The sequence below is a fragment of the Ochrobactrum sp. P6BSIII genome (assembly GCF_014138065.1).
Lineage (GTDB): Bacteria > Pseudomonadota > Alphaproteobacteria > Rhizobiales > Rhizobiaceae > Brucella.
Genome location: NZ_JACGXB010000002.1, coordinates 109,825 through 128,329 on the forward strand (window position 1 = coordinate 109,825; position 18,505 = coordinate 128,329).

An 18,505-nucleotide genomic window follows, 5' to 3' on the forward strand; every position below is an offset into this window, starting at 1 on the left:
CGCATAGCAGTTATTCCATTTCTGATTAAAATGGATTTATTATTCCATTTCAACCGAAAAATGGAATGCAAGCATTTCCAGCAAAAGTGTGAAGCGGTTTTGCGTTCGGAAATGCGTATAAATAAAATGCTAGGGCGGCTTTGATGAGAAACAGCGCCGCCCTAGCTCGATTGGCGGGCGGTGCCGACTGCGACGGCAAGCGCAATAGCGAGGCAGAGAGTGGCGGAAAGGGAGCGGAAAGCGCCGAAATCCACTTCGGACACCAGCAAGGTCTGGCGTGAAAGCTTGCTCAGGGGACTGACGATCGTGTCCGTGATGCCGACGACATCGATGCCGCGAGCGGCAGCTGATTCCGCCATCTCAATGGTTTCAGCAGAGTAGGGAGAAAAGGTGATTGCCAAAAGCACATCGCCTTTGCGGATGGCGTGCATGTTTTCCAGTTTGCCGACAGCGCTGTGCAGCATCGCCGGAACCTGCATCTTTTCCAGCGCATAAGCGAGATAGCTTGCTACCGGAAATGCGCGGCGGATGCCGACCAGATGGATGGTCTCGGCGCGCGCCAGAATCTCGACGGCCTTTTCCAGCGCCTCCGGTTCTATGGTCTTGAGCAGGCCTTCAAGCGATGTGCGACCAGCTTCGGCAAATTCGGCCAGCAAGGCAGGCGCGCTGTTGGCTGCTGTCTCGCGCAGATGTTCCAGACGGGTCGAATAATCCGGCCAGCCGCCAGCATAGGATTCGCGGAAAAGCTTCTGCATTTCCGAGAAGCCGGAAAAGCCGAGCAATTGGCAAAATCGCATGAAGGCAGAGCTTTGAACACCCGCGCCATCGGCCATTTCTGCCACTGTCGAAACCGCGATGCGATCCTGATTGGCCGCGACAAAATCCGCGCATTGCTTAAGCCGTTTTGGCAGACGGTCTGAAACTTCCAGCAGACGCGCTTCAAATTCCTTGACGGTCGCTGGGGCTGGGGATGAAGTGGAAACACTATCCATCGCGGACTTTCCAAAAGGGTGTCTTGACAATCTTTATGCTACATTCTAGCAAAATAGAATAAATATTCCAATATGCCTTGCGCGTGATCCCCAATAACCGGGGCAATTTAGCGGTAAATGCATCGGTAGGAATATCAAGCATTTTTGTAGCCGTTCAACGGCTGTTTCCTGGGAGGGATAAGGCAATGGTGACACGTCTGGCACTGCTTGGCGCAGGTCGCATCGGCAAGGTTCATGCGGGCGCGATAGCGTCGGACAGGCGCGCCAGACTGGTTGCGGTCGCCGACGCCAATGAAGCGGCGGCGCATGCGATTGGCGACGTCGCCGGTGCGGAAGTGCGCACAATCGAAGAGATCGAAAAGTCCGGTGATATCGATGCGGTGTTGATCTGCACGCCGACCAACACCCACGCCGATCTGATCGAGCGCTTTGCACGGGCAGGCAAAGCGGTGTTCTGCGAAAAGCCAATTGATCTCGACATCGCCCGGGTGCGGGCTTGCCTGAAAGTCATCAAGGAGACTGGTGCGAAGGTGATGCTCGGCTTCAACCGCCGTTTCGATCCGCATTTTGCAGCAGTCCGCAAAGCGATTGACGATGGCCAGATCGGCAAGGTCGAAATGGTCACGATCACGAGCCGCGATCCCGGCGCGCCGCCAGCCGAATATATCAAGGTTTCAGGCGGGATTTTCCGCGATATGACGATCCATGATTTCGACATGGCGCGTTTTCTTCTCGGCGAAGAAATTGACAGCGTTTCTGCCTCCGCCTCGGTGCTGGTGGACCCGAAGATTGGCGAATTTGGCGATTTTGATAGCGCCAGCGTCATCCTCACCACGGCTTCCGGTCGTCAGTGCATCATCTCCAATTCGCGTCGCGCCTCCTATGGCTACGATCAGCGTATCGAAGTGCATGGATCGCTGGGTGCGGCATCGGCAGAAAACCAGCGTCCGGTGTCGATTGAGGTGGCGTCCAAGGATGGTTACACCCGTCCGCCGCTGCACGATTTCTTCATGACGCGCTACACACAGGCCTATGCAGCGGAAATCGCGTCTTTCATCGATGCGCTGGATAGCGGCAAAGCGCCGTCACCTTCCGCCGAGGATGGCTTGCAGGCCCTTGCTTTGGCCGAGGCGGCTTTGCGCTCGGTTAAAGAGGGCCGCACGGTGAAAGTTGCGGACGTTCTTGCCTAGCTATTGATTTCCGTTTGCCTTTCCGGTCGCGAGGCTGCGATATGCGGATATGGCTTACAAAATCGATGACCTGCCGCTTGAGGAACTTTTCTTGGCCGTGACTGGTGCGACTGCCGCGCTGACACGGCTGGATGAGCGGTTGGCACGTTCTCCCATCTGTGACGGATTGATACGGCGCATGCATATGCATGACGCCGTTTCATCCATGTGGCTGGAAGGCGAACTGGTGCATCTGGAAGACCTCGTACTCCATGATGCGCTGATGGACAGCCGCACGCCGAGCCATGCCCTGACCGTCGCCCATGCCGTGCTGCGCATGCGCCGCCAGATTGCGAACCGTGCTGCTGGCTGGGCGATGAGCCCTGTCGGTATGCGGCAGCTCTTGGGGCTTAACTCCGATATCGCTGAAACGCCGGAGCCGGAGCCATCCGCCCTGTCAGATGATGATGACAGCGATCCGTTGCTCGATGATATAGATGCGCTTCTGGCGCGGACTGATGCCCTGTTGAAAGGCGTGACGAGTGAAGCCCGCAAGCCGAAACCGTTGCCGCGCGATACGCTGATTTATGAAGACGACTGGGACGAGGCCGAGCGACTGCAGGAATGGCGCGATATTTTCGATTCAACCCGGCCTTTGCCGCCGCTCCTGCGCGCCGCAATCATGCATGACGCCTGGTTCTCGATGCAGGTGGTGCAGCGTTCATCCTGGATTGGCCGCCTGTTGACGGCTTCCTTTCTGAGCCAGTCGGGCATTGCCGCCCATCATCTGCCCGCGATCAGCGTCGGGTTGCAGACGAAGAAGCCCAATGAACGCCGTGCGCCGAACCGGCTGACGCGCCTCAAGGTTTTTCTGGCGGCGATCGAAGAGGCTGCGGAAGCTGGAATGAAGGAGCATGACCGCCTGATGCTGGCGCGCGAGCAGATGCAGCGCAAGCTGAAGGGTCGCCGTTCTTCATCGCGTTTGCCCCAATTGATGGAGATGATCCTGAGCAATCCGCTGGTTTCAAGCCAGATGATCGAGAAGGAGCTGCAAGTCACGCAGCAGGGCGCGTTGAAGCTGGTCGGTGAACTCAACCTGCGGGAAATGACGGGCCGAGGCCGCTTTCGTGCCTGGGGCGTTCTGTAGTTCAGGTCAGGCTTCGTCGCCCATGCAATTGTCGCGCAGATGGCTGGCGAAGAGCTGAAATTCCTTGCGCCGGGCCGCATTTGCCCGCCACGCCAGAACCAGCGAGCGGTAATTGTTCTTGCCTTCATAGGGCACGATGCTGAGATCGGTGCCGCGCGCCACATTGGCCTTGACCGCCAGCTCCGGCAACAGCGTGACGCCCATGCCGAACTGTACGAGCTGAACCAGCGTCATTATGCTGGTGGCATGCACATCGCCACCGCTTTGCGCAGGCTTCGAGCCGATGGCCGCCATCACATGTTCACGCAGGCAATGGCCGCTTTCCAAAAGCAGAAAAGGTTCATCCAGCACGTCGTCGGCATCGACGCGGTCCCGGTTGGCAAGCGCGTGGTCGCGACGCACGGCGAGGAAAAACGGATCATGACCGATTTCCGCCATTTCGAACTCGTCGAGATCATAGGGGTGCGCCACGAGCGCGACATCCAGCGTGCCGGAGCGCAGGCTTTCAAGCAGGCTGCGCGTCAGCCCTTCGCGAACCGTCAATTGCAGCTCGGGAAAGGCATTGGCTGTAGCAGGCAAAACTTTCGGCAGGAAAAAAGGCGCGACGGACGGAATGACACCCAGCCGCAGGCGCGTGGTCAGTGGACGTTCGGCCTGCCGCGCATGTTCGGGCAGTTCTTCGATGCGCGCCACAATATCACGGGCGCGGGCCAGAAAATCCTCTCCGGCGGGCAATAGCTGCATGCGTCGGCCCGTACGGTCGATCAATGTGACGCCCAGTTCCGCTTCCAGCGCCTGAATGGCGGCGCTCAACGTGGACTGGGTGACGCCGACGGCATCCGCTGCACGCGAAAAGGAGCCAGCCTGTACGAGCGAGAGAAAATAGTGAAGCTGGCGGACGCTGATATTGAGCATAAAATGAAGGACTTATCGTTATAATCGATATGAACAATCGCTTTAATCGCTTTGACCGATATGGGCAAGCCGACTATAGATGACTCGCAAGCAGAAAGTTCTGAAAATTCTGAATTTTCTGAATCTTTATAGAATTTACAGGCAGGTGTTAAGATGCTCGGTATTGGCGATAAGCTTCCCTCTTTCAAGGTCACCGGCGTAAAGCCCGGCTTCAACCATCACGAAGAAAACGGCGTTTCGGCATTCGAAGAGCTGACGGAAACGAGCTTTGAAGGCAAGTGGAAGGTTATCTTCTTCTACCCGAAGGATTTCACCTTTGTCTGCCCGACGGAAATCGCTGAATTTGCCCGCCTGGCTTCGGATTTCGAAGACCGTGACGCTGTAGTTCTCGGCGGTTCCACCGACAATGAATTCGTGAAGCTGGCATGGCGTCGCGACCACAAGGATCTCGACAAGCTGCCGATCTGGTCGTTTGCCGACACCAATGGTTCGCTGGTTGACGGCCTCGGCGTTCGTTCGCCGGATGGCGTTGCCTACCGCTACACCTTCGTTGTTGATCCGGACAACACGATCCAGCACGTTTACGCAACCAACCTCAATGTTGGCCGCGCTCCGAAGGACACGCTGCGCGTTCTCGATGCTTTGCAGACCGATGAGCTGTGCCCTTGCAACCGCGAAGTCGGTGGCGACACGCTGAAGGCAGCCTGATCTGCCGCGTACAAGCAATCAAAAGGCGGGTTCAGGCCCGCCTTTCTTTTATCCAGCAATAAGAAATAAGAGGGTTCCATGTCGATTGACGACCTGAAGTCAAAAATTCCGGATTTCGCCAAGGATGTCCGCCTCAACCTGTCATCCATGGCCAGCGACGAAACGCTGACCCCGCAGCAGAAATACGGTCTGTTCGTGGCTTGCGGCATCGCTTCGCGCAATGCTGATGTACGCAAGGCGCTGACCGCCGAAGCCGCTGGCAAGGTCGACGCATCGGTGGTGCAGGCTGCAAAGTCGGCTGCATCCATCATGGGCATGAACAATGTCTATTACCGTTTCGTGCATCTGGCCTCCAACAAGGACTACCGCACACTGCCAGCCAAGCTGCGCATGAATGTGATCGGCAATCCGGGCGTGGACAAGGTCGATTTCGAACTTTGGTCGCTTGCCGTGTCGGCGATCAACGGTTGCGGCATGTGCATTGACGCGCATGAAGATGTGCTGCGCAAGGCCAATGTGACGACGGAAGTCATTCAGACGGCAGCGCGTTTTGCGTCGATCATCCAGTCGGTCGCAATCGCACTGGAAGCTGCCGACGTCGAATAAGGTTTCGGCGAAGGAAAAGAAAAAAGCCCGCGTGGATCGCTCCACGCGGGCTTTTGTTTGTTTTCAGGCGTGGCCTTATCTGCCGCGCTTGAACGAGATGAAGGTAAAGCCGATCAGCGAGATCAGGGCCGCAACCACCATGTAATAGCCGACATAGTCGAAGCTATAATGCGTGGCGAGCCAGGTCGCGATATAAGGCGCGACCGATGCGCCGAGAATCCCAGCCAGATTGAAGGTCAGCGATGCGCCGGTATAACGAACCGAGGTCGGGAACGGTTCGGCAAGTGCTGCGCCGATTGGGCCATAGGTCATGCCCATCAGGCCGAAGCCGATGATGAGGAAGGCCAGAACACCAGCCGTACCGCCCATGAAAAGCGGAGCCATGATCAGGCCGTAGACGCCAATCAGGATCGTGACGATGATCATCACCGGACGCATGCCGTAGCGGTCGGACAGGATAGCCGACAGCGGAATGGTCAGGCCGAAGAACACAACGCCGATCATCTGAAGGACGAGGAATTCTTCACGGCTGTAGCCAAGGGCGCGCGTGCCCCAACCGAGCGAAAACACGGTCATGAGGTAGAACAGCACGAAGGTTGCGACTGCGGCAATGGTGCCGAGAAACAGGTTCAGCTTGTGCTGCTTGAACAGCGTGGCAACCGGCACTTCAACGCGCTCTGCCTTGTCGATGGCCTTCTGGAATTCCGGCGTTTCAGCGATCTTCAGGCGAATGAAGAGGCCGACCGCGACGAGAATTGCACTGGCAATGAACGGAACGCGCCAGCCAAAGGCGAAGAACTGTTCTTCGGTGAGGATTTCAGCCAGGAACAGGAAAATGCCCGTTGCCAGAATGAAGCCGACCGGCGCACCAAGCTGCGGGAACATGCCGTACCAGGTACGCTTGCCTTCCGGTGCGTTTTCGGTTGCGAGCAGCACTGCGCCACCCCATTCACCACCGAGGCCGAGGCCCTGACCGAGACGGCACAGCGCCAGCAGGAGAGCTGCCCAGACGCCAATGGATTCATAGGTTGGCAGGAAGCCGATGGCGACCGTGGAAATACCCATGGTCATGAGTGCTGCAACGAGCGTTGCCTTGCGGCCGATCCGGTCGCCGAAGTGGCCGAACAGCGCGCCGCCAATCGGGCGGGCGAAGAAAGCAATCGCAAAGGTGGCAAGCGATTGTAGCAGTGCAGAATTGCCATCGCTGGCCGGGAAGAACAGATGCGGGAATACAATCACCGCGGCCGTTGCATAAATATAGAAGTCAAAGAATTCGATCGTTGTGCCGATCATGCTTGCGGCCAGAACGCGGCGCGCGGAGTTTTGCTGCGGAACAACCGCTTGAGCGACAGTCATTTTTCTTATCCGTTTTTGTGGGCTGTTATAATTGGGAGCAGCCAAGATGAGGTTCTTTAAAACCTTGCAATACGGAATCGCAAGCGGAAAAGGGTGTTTGCGTAATTTTATGAACGCAGAACTCTTCTTTTCGAAAGAAAAGTGAAAGTGCGATCAAAATCATGGGAGACAAGAATAGGCCTTTCAATTGTCGCAACGCATCCCTAGATTCGGGTCGGTACCAATTGGGCATCATTTCGGATGCGGATATGCAGTTGTTGAAACAGAACATCGGCGGGCGACGCAACATGTGGGGGCTTTCCTTCCTGCATGTGCCGTCGCGCGTGTTGGTGACGGTTCTGTCGCTGCTGTTTCTCGTGTCCACTCAGCTTTGCTATGCCATGGCGCATGATATGCCAACGACAGGCGTTTCCGTCGGCTCTCACATGAGCGAACAGCAGTCCGCTGATAGCACGATGCCGATGTCTCACCATGCGGGCCAACAAGCGCCCATGGATCATGGAGCAAAATCTCCCGTCGCCTGTGTGATGATGACCTGCGGCTGTATCGTTCAGCTGAATGCCGATATCGGCGTGCTGGCACCGTCACAGGATTTCGGTCTTCCTCCACTCGTCGCTGCAATAAGCAGCGATCCCCGGCACGACCTTCTCCGACCTCCAATAGCACTCCCGCTCTAATCACCGAATGCGCTGCCGATCCATCGGCGGCGACAGGATTATTGTCTGGAATTCTAATTGGAGACTTCACCATGCGTGGATTAACTCGCCGCCGCCTGCTCGCGCTTGGCGCGGGCGCGGCAAGCTTTGCCGCCATTCGCCCTTTGACCGGTTTTGCGCAGGATGCGCATCAGAATATGGGCCATGGCGCGATGGAAATGGCCTCCGTAGCCAAGGGCCAGAGCCTGCCCATACCGCCCTTGCTGGAACCCGATGCCGCGGGTGTCGTAAAGCTCAAGATCGGCAAAGGCCGCCATTCGTTCGAGCCGGGCAGTGATGCAGCGTCTGCCGGTATCAATGGAACCTATCTCGGCCCCGTCGTGCGCCTCAAGAATGGCGAAAGCGTCACGCTTGCCGTTGAGAACGACATGGATGAGGAGACGACCTTGCATTGGCACGGGCTGTTCGTTCCATCGGGCCTTGACGGTGGGCCGCATAATCTCGTTCCGGCAGGAGATCGCTGGGAACCGAAGGTAACGGTCAATCAGCCAGCTTCGTTCAACTGGTTTCATCCGCATCTGCATGGTTCCACGGCCCGTCAGGCGCATATGGGCATTGCCGGGCTGATGATCGTCAGTGACGGCAAGGATGCCGAGCGCGGCCTGCCGGAAACCTATGGTGTGGATGATATTCCACTGGTGCTTCAGGACCGCCGTGTCATTGAAGGGGACAAGGTGTATCAGCCCGATATCATGGATCTGATGCATGGCTTTCGCGGGGACCGGCTGATCGTCAATGGCGTTATCTCGCCGGAAGCGAAAGTGCCTGCGGCGGTTGTGCGCCTGCGCATTCTCAACGGCGCAAATGCACGCAATTTCCATGTACGGTTCAGCGATAATCGTCCGCTGCATGTGTTCGCTTCGGATGGTGGTTTTACCGGCAAGCCGGAAGCCGTCGAGCGGCTGACGATCAGCCCCGGCGAGCGTTATGAGGTGCTGGTCGATTTTTCGACGGGTGGCGAGGGTGTCGAGCTTTTGACCGCCAGCGACGACAGCGGCGGCAAGGATCAGATGCTGATGCGGTTCAGCGTCGACACCGCTCTCAAGGGAAGTGTCAAAGACATACCGGCAAATCTCGAAGCGCCGGAAGCGCCAGACCCCAGCAAATCGGTGCGCAGGCGTTCATTCTTCTTTGATGAGCGCATGGCCGAAAACATGAAGCTGATGATGCAAAAGCCTGCCGCAGACCCCCATGCTGGCCACAATATGGGCAATATGGACATGGGCAAGATGGATATGGGGGCTATGCAGGGTGGTCAGATGGACCACGACATGATGCACGGCAGCCGCACATCTGCCGAGGCAGGTCCGGCGCTGGATGCGCTGACATCCGGCGTGCGCATGGCGATTGCAGGCGAACCCTTCGACATGAAGCGCGTTGATGTCGAGGCCAAGATGGGCTCTTGGGAAATATGGGAGCTGACCACGAAGGAAATGGCGCATCCGTTCCATATCCACGGGGCCTCTTTCCGTATCCTGACCTTGAACGGCAAGGCTCCGCCCGCCCATCAATCGGGATGGAAGGACACGGCGCTGATCGATGGCAAGGCGGAGCTTCTGGTGCACTTCGACCGGGAAGCCGTGCCCAGCCATCCGTTTATGTTCCATTGCCATGTGCTGGAGCATGAAGATGTCGGCATGATGGGACAGTTTGTGACGGTCTGATCGGATACCGGATTGCGCGGCGGAACACCGCCGCGCAATCATCCGCACCATGCGGAAACCGAACAATTTGCTCGTCCGCACGTTAATCCTGCATCGGAAACGAATTTGAGGATGGAGGAGACGATGCGCAGTTTGATTTTAGGTTCGATACTCGCGCTTGCGACCGTGCCCGCCTTTGCGGACGGTGTGAGCGTGAAAATGTTTGAAGCGCTGCCCACAGGACAGGGCAAGGAACTCGGCACGATTACGATTTCGCAAACCGCTGACGGCCTTCAATTTACGCCCAATCTTCAGGGCATTGCTGCGGGTGAACATGGCTTCCATCTCCATGAGAAGGGAAGCTGTGCACCGGCAGAACAGGACGGAAAGACCGTTGCGGCACAGGCGGCTGGTGGTCACTATGATCCGGGCCATACCAAGCACCATATGGGGCCAGAAGGCGAGGGCCACATGGGCGACCTGCCGCTCTTGAAAGCGGATGCAGACGGCAAGATCACCGGCAGTGTGGTTTCGCCGCGCCTCAAGTCGCTGGATGAGGTCAAGGGCCGCGCCCTGATGATCCATGTCGGCGGCGATAACTATTCGGATGAGCCAAAGCCGCTCGGTGGCGGTGGCGCACGCTTTGCCTGCGGCGTGATTGAATACTCCGCGTTAAATGCCCCGGAGTTGTCGGCTCCGGGGATTGTGTTGCGTCTGGCTTAGCCCCAGTTCTCGATGCGCAGTTTCGAGCCGTCGGAAAAGCGGGAAATGTGGAACGGCGATGGATCAACCACCGGCGTTTCACCGCTGACCATATCCGCAACCAGACGGCCAGCGCCGGGGCCGATGCCGAAGCCGTGGCCCGAGAAGCCGGTTGCGACGATCAGGCCTTCAACACCGGGGATCGGCGAAATGGTCGGAATGATATCCGGCATGGTATCGATCATCCCCGCCCATTCCTGTGCAATCGAGACGGATGCAAAGGCAGGGATTGCCTGTTTCAGTTTTGCCAGAATGGCCGCATTGGCAGCGCGGTGTGGTTCCGGGTCGAGTATGCGGACTTTCTCGAAGATCGAGACCTGATCGGCGGGACGCAGCTTCCACTGGAACGCTTCTTCAAAAAAGCGCTGTCCGAAACGAAAGCGCACATTGAACCATTCGCCGCTCGACAGCGAGGGAAGAAAATCCTTCAGATAGCGGAAGCTGTCGGGGACGATATCGGCGATTGAGCCGCCGAGGCTCGCGACCGTATAGCCGCCGTCGAGCCGCTTGCGCAGCGCAAAATCCGAATAGGCGATGGCAGGTTCGACACCAGCCTCAATCGGCGTGGTGCGGAACACCGACGAGCGCACCTTGAGCTGCGGCAGGCGGGCGTTGAACTCCGATATGATCAGGCGCGACCAGGCACCGCCAGCCACCACGACAGCCTCACAACGCACGCGGCCCTTTTCCGTCAGAACGGCGGTGACGCGGCCATTGGTCGTTTCGATGCCGCGTACTGCGCAATTCTGCATGATGACAGCACCGTCTTCCTGCGCCTTGGCGGCAAAGGCGGGCACTGCCTTTTGCGGCTCTGCGCGACCGTCGAGCGGCGTGATCATGCCGCCAGCAAGGCGACGAGTCAGGCCGGGAGCCAGTGCTTCGGCCTGCTGGCTGTTCAGAATGTCGGTTTCAATGCCATGTTCGCGGGCAGCGGCAATCCACTGCTCAAAATTCGCCATCTGTTCGGCTTTTTCAGCCGCATAGGCGATGCCGGTCACGCGGAAGCCGGTTTCGCGGCCTGTGCGCTCGTTCATTCCATCCCAAAGCCGCATGCTTTCGACGATCAGCGGCATTTCGCGGGTATCGCGGCCCGTGCGACGGCACCAGCCCCAGTTGCGGCTGGATTGCTCGCCTGCAATTTCACCCTTCTCGAACAGGGCGACGGGAATGCCGCGTTCGGCCAGAAACAGGGCGGTGGAAACACCGATAACGCCGCCGCCGATAATGGCAATTTTCGTTTCTTGCGGCAGGCGTTCGGCTGTCGCGACCTTGTCCGTGACGGGCCCCATGGTCATTCTCCTGAAGTGTGATTGGGCATGCGGAAGAGTGCCGACCATGCTCCGCTTTTTGCTCGCAATCAACCAAGTTGATACTCAAAGCAACATCGAATTCTTAAAAAGATGGAGGTGCTTATCCAGTTCTTGAGAAAATCGGTCCTGTTTTGGTGGCGAAGCTGAAAAACAGTGTCTATATGCGGCAGAATGGATATGGGGATTCCGGTCAGGCATGGACGCGCGAAATCAGATTGAGCAATTGCAGGAAGAGGTCGGAGCATCCGGCCCGGCTCTGACGCTTTCGGGCGTTACCCGCCAGTTTGGCTCTGTCCTTGCGCTCAATAATGTGTCGCTCGATGTGCAGGCAGGTGAAATCATCTGTCTCGTCGGCCATTCCGGCTGCGGCAAGACCTCCATGCTGCGGATTATTGCCGGTATCGACGCACCCGATGGTGGCTTGCTGACCATGGGCGGCAAGGTACTGGCTTCTCCAACCACATTCGTGGAACCTGACAAGCGTAATATCGGCGTTGTCTTTCAGGATTATGCGCTGTTTCCGCATTTGAGCGTGCGCGACAATGTCCTGTTTGGTCTGCGGAAAATGCGCCGCGATGCGGCACAAGATCGGGTGCGCGAACTGCTCGAACTTGTCGGCCTGTCGCATATGGCAGACCGTTATCCGCATATGCTGTCGGGCGGTGAGCAGCAGCGCGTGGCGCTGATACGAGCGCTGGCGCCCAAGCCGCATCTTCTGTTGATGGATGAGCCGTTTTCCAATCTGGATCGGGGTCTGCGGGCAAAGGTGCGTCGCGAGACGGTCAGCCTGTTGCGTGCGCTCGGCACCACAGCAATCATCGTGACGCATGAGGCGGAAGAAGCGCTGTCGACCGGCGACCGCGTCGTGCTGATGCGTGCGGGCGAGATCGTTCAAAGCGGCACCGCACGCGATCTTCATGATCGTCCCGAAAGCCGTTATGCGGCGGACTTCTTTTGCGATTTCAATGTCATTTCCGGCGCATTGCAGGGCAGCACGGTAGAAACCGCTTTTGGTTCGTTCAAAGCGCCGAAAGCGCTGCAATCCGCTAGGGACGTGTCTGTCTATCTGCGTCCCGGCGATCTGCATATTGTTGGAGATGACGATGCCGTTTCCGGCGATCTGCGATGCCTGATCGAGATGCGCACCTTCCTCGGCGAAACGGAGGAGCTGGTGCTCCATGCCGACGCTGCCCCATTGCGCTTGCGTCTGCGCACGCCCATCCATGTGCCAAGCACCGTCAATCATGTGTTTGTTCGTTTCGACCGCGATAAGGCCTTGATCTTCCACAGCTGATTTCGATTGGTTCGCTTTTGCCCGGCGCGGCGATTGACCGAACCAGAAACAGCTAATATAAGTTGATTGCATCACTCATCATTTAATTTGGAATTATTCCAAACGGAGGTAAAATGCCCATTTTCGCGCGTGCCAGCCTTGCTCTCATTGCAGCGACATTTCTATCTGGAACTGCTTCCGCCAATGAGGTGAACATTTACACAACGCGCGAACCGGGCCTGATCCAGCCTCTGCTTGACGCATTCAAGGCGTCGACGGGCATTACGGTCAATACGGTGTTTCTGAAGGATGGTCTGGCCGAGCGCGTTGCTTCGGAAGGCGCAAGCTCCCCAGCTGACATTCTGATGACCGTCGATGCGGGCAACCTTGTCGATCTCGCGGAAAAGGGACTGACGCAGCCGGTCGAATCCAAGACGCTGAGCGAAGCCGTGCCGGAACAGCTCCGTGACGCGAAGGGCAACTGGTATGCCTTATCGCTGCGCGCCCGTGTTGTATATGCCGCAAAGGATCTGGAACTCGACGCCATCAATTACGAAGACCTGTCCGACCCGAAGTGGAAAGGCAAGATCTGCATTCGCGCTGGTCAGCATCCTTACAATACCGCGCTTTTTGCCGATTACATCGCCCATTACGGTGCAGAAAAGACCGAAGCCTGGCTGACCGGCCTGAAGGCCAATCTGGCCCGCAAGGCTGCCGGTGGCGACCGCGACGGCGCCAAGGATATTGTCGGTGGCATTTGCGATATCGCCGTTGCCAATTCCTATTATGTCGGCCTGATGCGGTCGGGTAAGGGCGGCGATGAGCAGAAGGGCTGGGGCGAGGGCATCAAGGTCATTCTCCCGACCTTCAAGGACGGCGGCACGCAGGTCAATATCAGCGGCGCAGCCGTGGCCAAGAATGCCCCACATAAGGAAGAAGCTATCAAGCTTCTCGAATATCTCGTCTCCGACGAAGCACAGAAGATCTATGCCGAGGCCAATTACGAATACCCGGTGAAGCCAGGAGCTCCGGTCGATGCGATTGTGAAGTCGTTCGGCGAATTGAAGATCGACAAGGTTCCGCTGACTGAAATCGTCAGCCATCGCAAGGAAGCCAGCGAACTGGTTGATAAGGTTGGTTTCGACAACTAAAACCAGAATGACAGTATGAACAAAGCGCCGGTGCTTCATGCGCCGGCGTTTGATTATCACGAGCACGATGACAAATATGCCCGCCACAGCACGACATTCGCTTTTCCGGCCATCAAGGGCGGGGCGTGTCTGGCTTTGGGCCGCGGCGGTGATCGCGCTTCTTGTTTTCCTGCCTGTTCTGGCGCTTGCTCGCGAAGCTTTGCAGGGCTCGGCAGGTCTATGGCAGCATTTGCTCTCCACATTATTGCCGACAGCCTTTGCCGATACAGTCATTCTGCTGCTCGGCGTCGGCTGTATTGCCGCACTCGTCGGGACGTCGATGGCGTGGCTGGTGACAGCCTATGATTTTCGCGGGCGTGGCATTCTGGAATGGGCGCTGCTACTGCCGCTTGCGGTGCCGACCTACATTGTCGCCTATGCCTATCTGGATATTCTTCATCCGATAGGGCCGGTGCAAGGCGCTATCCGCTATGTGCTGGGCTTTGACAGTCCGCGTCAGTTTCGCCTGCCGGATATCCGTTCGATGACCGGCTGCATTCTGCTGCTGGGCTTCGTGCTCTATCCTTATGTCTATATCCCGACACGAGCGATGTTTCTCACCCAGTCGGCCAGTCTCATGGATGCGGCGCGGACGCTCGGCGTCAGCCGTCGCGGCATTTTCTGGCGGGTGGCGCTTCCGCTGGCGCGCCCGGCTGTTGCCGTTGGTGTTAGTCTCGCCTTGATGGAAACACTGAATGACGTTGGCGCTGCGGAATTCCTTGGCGTTCGCACGCTGACGGTATCCATCTATACAACATGGATCACGCGCTCCGATCTGCCGGGCGCGGCGCAACTCGCGCTGGCCTTGCTGCTGATCGTGGTGGCGCTGATCTCGCTGGAGCGCTGGGCGCGGCGCAAACAGCGCTTTGCTTCCAACATCCGCCATTCACGCGGTTTCGAGCCGTCAAAGGTTTCCACCGCCAGAGGATTGTGGCTGTTTGCTCTCGGCGCCCTGCCGGTCGTTATCGGCTTCATTGGTCCCGCCCTCTATCTGCTCGTCGAGGCGGTCAAGCGCGCGCGCTTTGCGGGCATATCCCCGCGTCTCGCCGGGGAGGCGTTCAACACTATATTGCTGGCGTCGATTGCGACAGCGATCGTGCTGGTCTGCGGCATGATGGTGGCTTATGCGGTCCGTCTGTTTCCGGGAGCGGCCTCCCGCTGGTTCTACCGCCTGTCCACCATGGGCTATGCCGCGCCGGGTACGGTGATTGCCATCGGTATTCTGGTTGTTTCCGGCAGTTTCGATCATGTCTTCAACCTGCTGGCGGGGTATTTCTTCGGCGCGCCTGCCGGTCTGATCCTGATCGGTTCGGGCGCTGCGGTGGTCTATGCCTATGGCGTTCGGTTTATGGCCATTGCCGCTGGTGGCATCGATGCCGGGCTGGAACGAATTCCGCTTTCGCTCGATCATGCATCGCGCACCCTTGGACGAAGCGTGACGGCGACCTTTCGCTCTATTCACCTGCCGCTCTCCAAAACGGCCATTGTTGCTGCCGGATTGCTGGTGTTTGTGGATTGCGTGAAAGAATTGCCAGCAACACTGCTGCTGCGCCCGCTCAATATGGAAACTTTCGCAACACATCTTTACGGCGAAGCGGCGCGCGGTACATATGAAGAAGCGTCGATTGCCGCGCTCGCCATTGTGGTGATCGGCATCGTGCCGGTTATCCTGCTTGCCCGGGTGGGTCGCAGGGTTGGCAAATAAGCTCGATAATATTACTAATATCTAATATAGTAAGTGAATTCAGTATAGACCTTACACTTTGGTATCTGATGCACTTTTCCATCGGATTTAGAATTGCTTAAGTAGTCTAGGCTAAACAATTATGCGTTGTATAACAAAAACACAAAAATGCTTCGGTGAGGGCCGACGGCGGCCTTGCACAAATGAAAGCGGGGGCGTGTCATGTTCAAAGTTATAGAATGCATATCCGTCCAACATGACAGACCTATCGTCGTTCTGGCCGCGGTCATTTCCCTGATTGGTGTTTTTGCCTTTTTCCTGCTGCTCGCGCGAGCAGGGGAATGTGCCGACAATCGCCGTGACAGCTGGCTTGCTACTGCCGCTTTTGCCGGTGGGTTGAGCGTCTGGGCCACACATTTTGTGGCAATGCTGGCCTATCAGGGCACCGTGGCGATTGAGTTCGATCTCATCATCACGACGCTTTCTGCGGTGATAGCGATTGCCGGATTCTGGGTCATGCTGCGCCTGTTCGACTTCAGCAGCTTGAAAACAAATCTGCTGGCCGGGCTTTGCGGCGCGCTGGTTATCGCCGCGATGCACTTCACCGGCATGTCCGCCATCAATGCTGCCGCTACCGTGCAGTTCGACCCGATACCGATTATCGTTGGCGCTGTCGTTTCCACGCTGTTGCTCGCTGGCGCTTTCGAGGTGATGCGCCTGTCCGGGCGCTGGATGCGTCTTTCCCTGGCGACCGTTCTCGGCGTCGGCTCGATCTGCGTTCTGCATTTCACCACCATGTCGTCAACCACGCTGATCCCCGACCCAAGCCTGCCAGCGGCTGATCCGCTTGGCACGGGGCGCATGTGGATTGTCGGTGCTGTTGCGACGGTATCCTGCTTCATAGCCTTCATGACCGTCGCCGCCGTGTTCATCGACCGTTACATGACGGATTTGAAGGGCTTTGCGAATGCGACGCTGGATGGCCTCGCCGTTATCCGCGACGACCGGATTGTAGAAGTGAATGCGCGTTTCTCCCGACTGATGAACAGCAATGAAAAGGCGCTGGTCGGACGTTCGCCGGAAGATCTGTTGCTCACGGCGGATGGTCTGCCTGCTGCCGCGCCGCGTCAGGCGGCTGTCGAGGCGAAGCCACGGCAGGAAAACGACGAGCGGATTTTCGAACTCGCCGTCCACACGATTGAATATCAGGGCAAGTCTTGTGAGGTTCTTGCTGTGCGCGATCTGACCGAAAAGCGCGCCGCGCAACGCCAGATCGAGCATATGGCGAACCATGATGCGCTGACCGATCTTCCCAATCGTGCTTTCTTCGAGCAGCGGTTGAGCAATGCTGTCGGTGGACGCTCGCAGCAGCGCTGCGCCGTTTTCGCGCTGGACCTCGACCGGTTCAAGGCGGTGAACGATATTTTCGGCCATGCGCAAGGCGACCGGGTGCTGAAAACTGTTGCCAATATTTTGCGGCGCACGATCAGTGGCGTCGATACGGCGGCGCGCATTGGCGGCGACGAGTTCGTCATCCTGCAGGTCGGCGTGCCGCAGCCATCCGGTGCGCGCAAGCTCGCCGAACAGATATTGGAAGAATTCAAGTCGGAGATGAATATGATCGCCGACCAGACAGCGGTCGGCGTCAGTATCGGTGTTGCAATCTACCCGACCGATGGCCGCGATGCCGAAACGCTGCGCCATGCGGCAGACGTCGCGCTTTATCGTGCCAAGACCAGCGGCAAGGGCATGGTGGCTTTCTATTCGCCGGAAATGGATCGCGAAATCACCGAAAGGCGGCAGCTCGAAGCCGATCTGCGTCAGGCCATGTCGCGCGGTCAGATCACCATCGCTTATCAGCCGCTGATCGGAACTGCCGATGGCTCCTGCAAGGGCTATGAAGCGCTGCTGCGCTGGACGCATCCCGAACGCGGATCGATCCCTCCGGAAGTATTCATTCCGATTGCCGAAGAAACCGGCGTGATTATCGCCCTTGGCGAGTGGGTGCTGCGTGAAGCCTGCCGCACAGCGGCGACATGGGACCGTCATCTGACGATTGCCGTCAATGTGTCTCCGATCCAGTTCCGATTGACCAACCTGCCTGAAACGGTTGCTTCCGTTCTGGACGAAGCCGGACTTGAGCCTTACCGGCTGGAACTGGAAGTCACGGAAGCAGCACTTATCAAGGACAGGCCAACGACGCTGGAATTGCTGCGCCGTATCAAGAAGCTGGGCGTGCGCATTGTGATGGACGACTTCGGCACCGGCTATTCTTCGCTGAACAACCTCCAGAGCTTCCCATTCGACAAGATCAAGATCGACCGCAGCTTCATCAATACGATGGAAACGGATGTCAGCTCCCACGCCATTGTGCGGGCGATCGTGGGACTTGGGCGCAGCCTCGATCTGCCTGTTGTCGCTGAAGGTATCGAGAACTTTCATCAGCACCGCATGGTGATCGAAGAGGGCTGTGCGCAGGTGCAGGGCTTCCTGTTCGGGCGTCCCGCCCATACACCGGGGGCTGCCGATCCATCGGATAACGTTCCCTACAGGAAGCTGGTGGACGAGTGAGAGCGAGCCTACTTGCTTGGCGCTGTGAATAAACCCAAGTTCTGGCCTCCGTTCCAGGGCTGAATACTCTGCCAAATTGTTACAGTGCTGTTACATGACAGTAGTGTAACGCGCTTTTAGAGCGCGTTGCGCCTGCCTGCGCACGCAATGCGTGAAGGCGAATTATCCAAGACTATCAAGGGGATTGCAGCGGCTAACCCATCGAAGGGTAGCCGGGATAGTATAATGTTTTCAACACGATATTTCGCGTGATCGCAATAATAAGTGAATTTATTACAAGGAGCTTTCCGTGCTTCTAACACGTTGAAGCCACAAATTGACAGCTCAATGGGGCTGAAGCATCGGGCAAGAAACCAGACAAGAAACGAAATCGGTTTTTGTTGGAAAGCACGATGCCTGGATATGAACCTAAACAATACCTTCGGTTCGGAAGGAAAAGCCAAGTGGCGGCTTTAACCCGACG

Annotated in this window: 15 protein-coding genes; 11 read left to right on the plus strand and 4 right to left on the minus strand. The window is 57.5% G+C overall.

Annotated elements, in window-relative coordinates; translation table 11 throughout:
* Window positions 1–161: 161 nt before the first annotated feature.
* A complete protein-coding gene (locus tag FHW00_RS02865; protein WP_078336804.1) occupies window positions 162–992 on the minus strand; it encodes a MurR/RpiR family transcriptional regulator in 831 nt (276 codons plus the stop codon).
* Window positions 993–1,177: 185 nt separating this feature from the next.
* Here FHW00_RS02865 and iolG point away from each other — a divergent pair, with 185 nt between their 5' ends.
* Window positions 1,178–2,182, plus strand: coding sequence for an inositol 2-dehydrogenase (gene iolG / locus FHW00_RS02870; protein ID WP_078336805.1), 1,005 nt, complete (start codon window positions 1,178–1,180; stop codon window positions 2,180–2,182).
* A 49-nt stretch (window positions 2,183–2,231) separates the two neighbouring features.
* On the plus strand, window positions 2,232–3,308 hold the full coding sequence (locus tag FHW00_RS02875; protein WP_078336806.1) for an RHE_PE00001 family protein: 1,077 nt from the start codon (window positions 2,232–2,234) through the stop codon (window positions 3,306–3,308).
* A 6-nt stretch (window positions 3,309–3,314) separates the two neighbouring features.
* On the opposite strand, the gene FHW00_RS02880 is transcribed toward FHW00_RS02875, so the two are convergent.
* Entirely contained in the window at window positions 3,315–4,223 is a 909-nt protein-coding gene (locus tag FHW00_RS02880) for a hydrogen peroxide-inducible genes activator (RefSeq protein WP_078336807.1), read from the minus strand.
* 153 nt (window positions 4,224–4,376) lie between these two features.
* Between FHW00_RS02880 and FHW00_RS02885 the strand changes: the two genes are divergently transcribed.
* Window positions 4,377–4,931: a peroxiredoxin gene (locus FHW00_RS02885; RefSeq protein WP_078336808.1), complete on the plus strand. Its 555-nt coding sequence runs from the start codon at window positions 4,377–4,379 to the stop codon at window positions 4,929–4,931.
* Window positions 4,932–5,009: 78 nt separating this feature from the next.
* Window positions 5,010–5,537 carry a carboxymuconolactone decarboxylase family protein gene (locus tag FHW00_RS02890; protein WP_078336809.1) on the plus strand — a complete coding sequence of 176 codons (528 nt, stop codon included), beginning with the start codon at window positions 5,010–5,012 and terminating at the stop codon, window positions 5,535–5,537.
* Between the two features lie 75 nt (window positions 5,538–5,612).
* Here the strand turns inward: FHW00_RS02890 and FHW00_RS02895 are convergent, their stop codons facing one another.
* Window positions 5,613–6,893, minus strand: a complete 1,281-nt coding sequence (locus tag FHW00_RS02895; RefSeq protein WP_078336810.1) for an MFS transporter — start codon at window positions 6,891–6,893, stop codon at window positions 5,613–5,615.
* A 248-nt stretch (window positions 6,894–7,141) separates the two neighbouring features.
* Here FHW00_RS02895 and FHW00_RS02900 point away from each other — a divergent pair, with 248 nt between their 5' ends.
* The 3 genes from FHW00_RS02900 to sodC all read left to right on the plus strand — a co-directional run bounded on the left by FHW00_RS02900 (window position 7,142) and on the right by sodC (window position 9,975).
* Window positions 7,142–7,570, plus strand: a complete 429-nt coding sequence (locus FHW00_RS02900) for a hypothetical protein (protein WP_078337063.1) — start codon at window positions 7,142–7,144, stop codon at window positions 7,568–7,570.
* Window positions 7,571–7,641: 71 nt separating this feature from the next.
* Window positions 7,642–9,273, plus strand: a complete 1,632-nt coding sequence (gene cueO, locus FHW00_RS02905; RefSeq protein WP_078336811.1) for a multicopper oxidase CueO — start codon at window positions 7,642–7,644, stop codon at window positions 9,271–9,273.
* A gap of 123 nt (window positions 9,274–9,396) precedes the next feature.
* Window positions 9,397–9,975, plus strand: a complete 579-nt coding sequence (gene sodC / locus FHW00_RS02910; protein WP_078337064.1) for a superoxide dismutase family protein — start codon at window positions 9,397–9,399, stop codon at window positions 9,973–9,975.
* Here the strand turns inward: sodC and FHW00_RS02915 are convergent.
* The gene (locus FHW00_RS02915) at window positions 9,972–11,303 is read right to left on the minus strand and encodes an NAD(P)/FAD-dependent oxidoreductase (protein ID WP_078336812.1); all 1,332 of its coding nucleotides are present in this window, start codon (window positions 11,301–11,303) and stop codon (window positions 9,972–9,974) included. The two genes, sodC and FHW00_RS02915, sit on opposite strands and share 4 nt — an antisense overlap.
* Before the next feature lie 217 nt (window positions 11,304–11,520).
* Here FHW00_RS02915 and FHW00_RS02920 point away from each other — a divergent pair, with 217 nt between their 5' ends.
* The 4 genes from FHW00_RS02920 to FHW00_RS02935 all read left to right on the plus strand — a co-directional run bounded on the left by FHW00_RS02920 (window position 11,521) and on the right by FHW00_RS02935 (window position 18,042).
* The gene (locus FHW00_RS02920; RefSeq protein WP_078336813.1) at window positions 11,521–12,618 is read left to right on the plus strand and encodes an ABC transporter ATP-binding protein; all 1,098 of its coding nucleotides are present in this window, start codon (window positions 11,521–11,523) and stop codon (window positions 12,616–12,618) included.
* 113 nt (window positions 12,619–12,731) lie between these two features.
* Window positions 12,732–13,748, plus strand: a complete 1,017-nt coding sequence (locus FHW00_RS02925; protein WP_078336814.1) for a Fe(3+) ABC transporter substrate-binding protein — start codon at window positions 12,732–12,734, stop codon at window positions 13,746–13,748.
* A gap of 67 nt (window positions 13,749–13,815) precedes the next feature.
* Window positions 13,816–15,492: an ABC transporter permease gene (locus FHW00_RS02930; RefSeq protein WP_078337065.1), complete on the plus strand. Its 1,677-nt coding sequence runs from the start codon at window positions 13,816–13,818 to the stop codon at window positions 15,490–15,492.
* Between the two features lie 201 nt (window positions 15,493–15,693).
* Window positions 15,694–18,042 (plus strand): bifunctional diguanylate cyclase/phosphodiesterase, encoded by a 2,349-nt coding sequence (locus FHW00_RS02935; protein ID WP_078336815.1) that lies wholly within the window; start codon window positions 15,694–15,696, stop codon window positions 18,040–18,042.
* Window positions 18,043–18,505: the final 463 nt, after the last annotated feature.

What these genes read in the sequence shown, in the direction of transcription:
- FHW00_RS02865 (WP_078336804.1), bottom strand. Translation starts at nt 992, where the DNA reads ATGGATAGTGTTTCCACTTCATCCCCAGCCCCAGCGACCGTCAAGGAA.
- iolG (WP_078336805.1), top strand. Translation starts at nt 1,178, where the DNA reads ATGGTGACACGTCTGGCACTGCTTGGCGCAGGTCGCATCGGCAAGGTT.
- FHW00_RS02875 (WP_078336806.1), top strand. Translation starts at nt 2,232, where the DNA reads ATGGCTTACAAAATCGATGACCTGCCGCTTGAGGAACTTTTCTTGGCC.
- FHW00_RS02880 (WP_078336807.1), bottom strand. Translation starts at nt 4,223, where the DNA reads ATGCTCAATATCAGCGTCCGCCAGCTTCACTATTTTCTCTCGCTCGTA.
- FHW00_RS02885 (WP_078336808.1), top strand. Translation starts at nt 4,377, where the DNA reads ATGCTCGGTATTGGCGATAAGCTTCCCTCTTTCAAGGTCACCGGCGTA.
- FHW00_RS02890 (WP_078336809.1), top strand. Translation starts at nt 5,010, where the DNA reads ATGTCGATTGACGACCTGAAGTCAAAAATTCCGGATTTCGCCAAGGAT.
- FHW00_RS02895 (WP_078336810.1), bottom strand. Translation starts at nt 6,893, where the DNA reads ATGACTGTCGCTCAAGCGGTTGTTCCGCAGCAAAACTCCGCGCGCCGC.
- FHW00_RS02900 (WP_078337063.1), top strand. Translation starts at nt 7,142, where the DNA reads ATGCAGTTGTTGAAACAGAACATCGGCGGGCGACGCAACATGTGGGGG.
- cueO (WP_078336811.1), top strand. Translation starts at nt 7,642, where the DNA reads ATGCGTGGATTAACTCGCCGCCGCCTGCTCGCGCTTGGCGCGGGCGCG.
- sodC (WP_078337064.1), top strand. Translation starts at nt 9,397, where the DNA reads ATGCGCAGTTTGATTTTAGGTTCGATACTCGCGCTTGCGACCGTGCCC.
- FHW00_RS02915 (WP_078336812.1), bottom strand. Translation starts at nt 11,303, where the DNA reads ATGGGGCCCGTCACGGACAAGGTCGCGACAGCCGAACGCCTGCCGCAA.
- FHW00_RS02920 (WP_078336813.1), top strand. Translation starts at nt 11,521, where the DNA reads ATGGACGCGCGAAATCAGATTGAGCAATTGCAGGAAGAGGTCGGAGCA.
- FHW00_RS02925 (WP_078336814.1), top strand. Translation starts at nt 12,732, where the DNA reads ATGCCCATTTTCGCGCGTGCCAGCCTTGCTCTCATTGCAGCGACATTT.
- FHW00_RS02930 (WP_078337065.1), top strand. Translation starts at nt 13,816, where the DNA reads ATGACAAATATGCCCGCCACAGCACGACATTCGCTTTTCCGGCCATCA.
- FHW00_RS02935 (WP_078336815.1), top strand. Translation starts at nt 15,694, where the DNA reads ATGTTCAAAGTTATAGAATGCATATCCGTCCAACATGACAGACCTATC.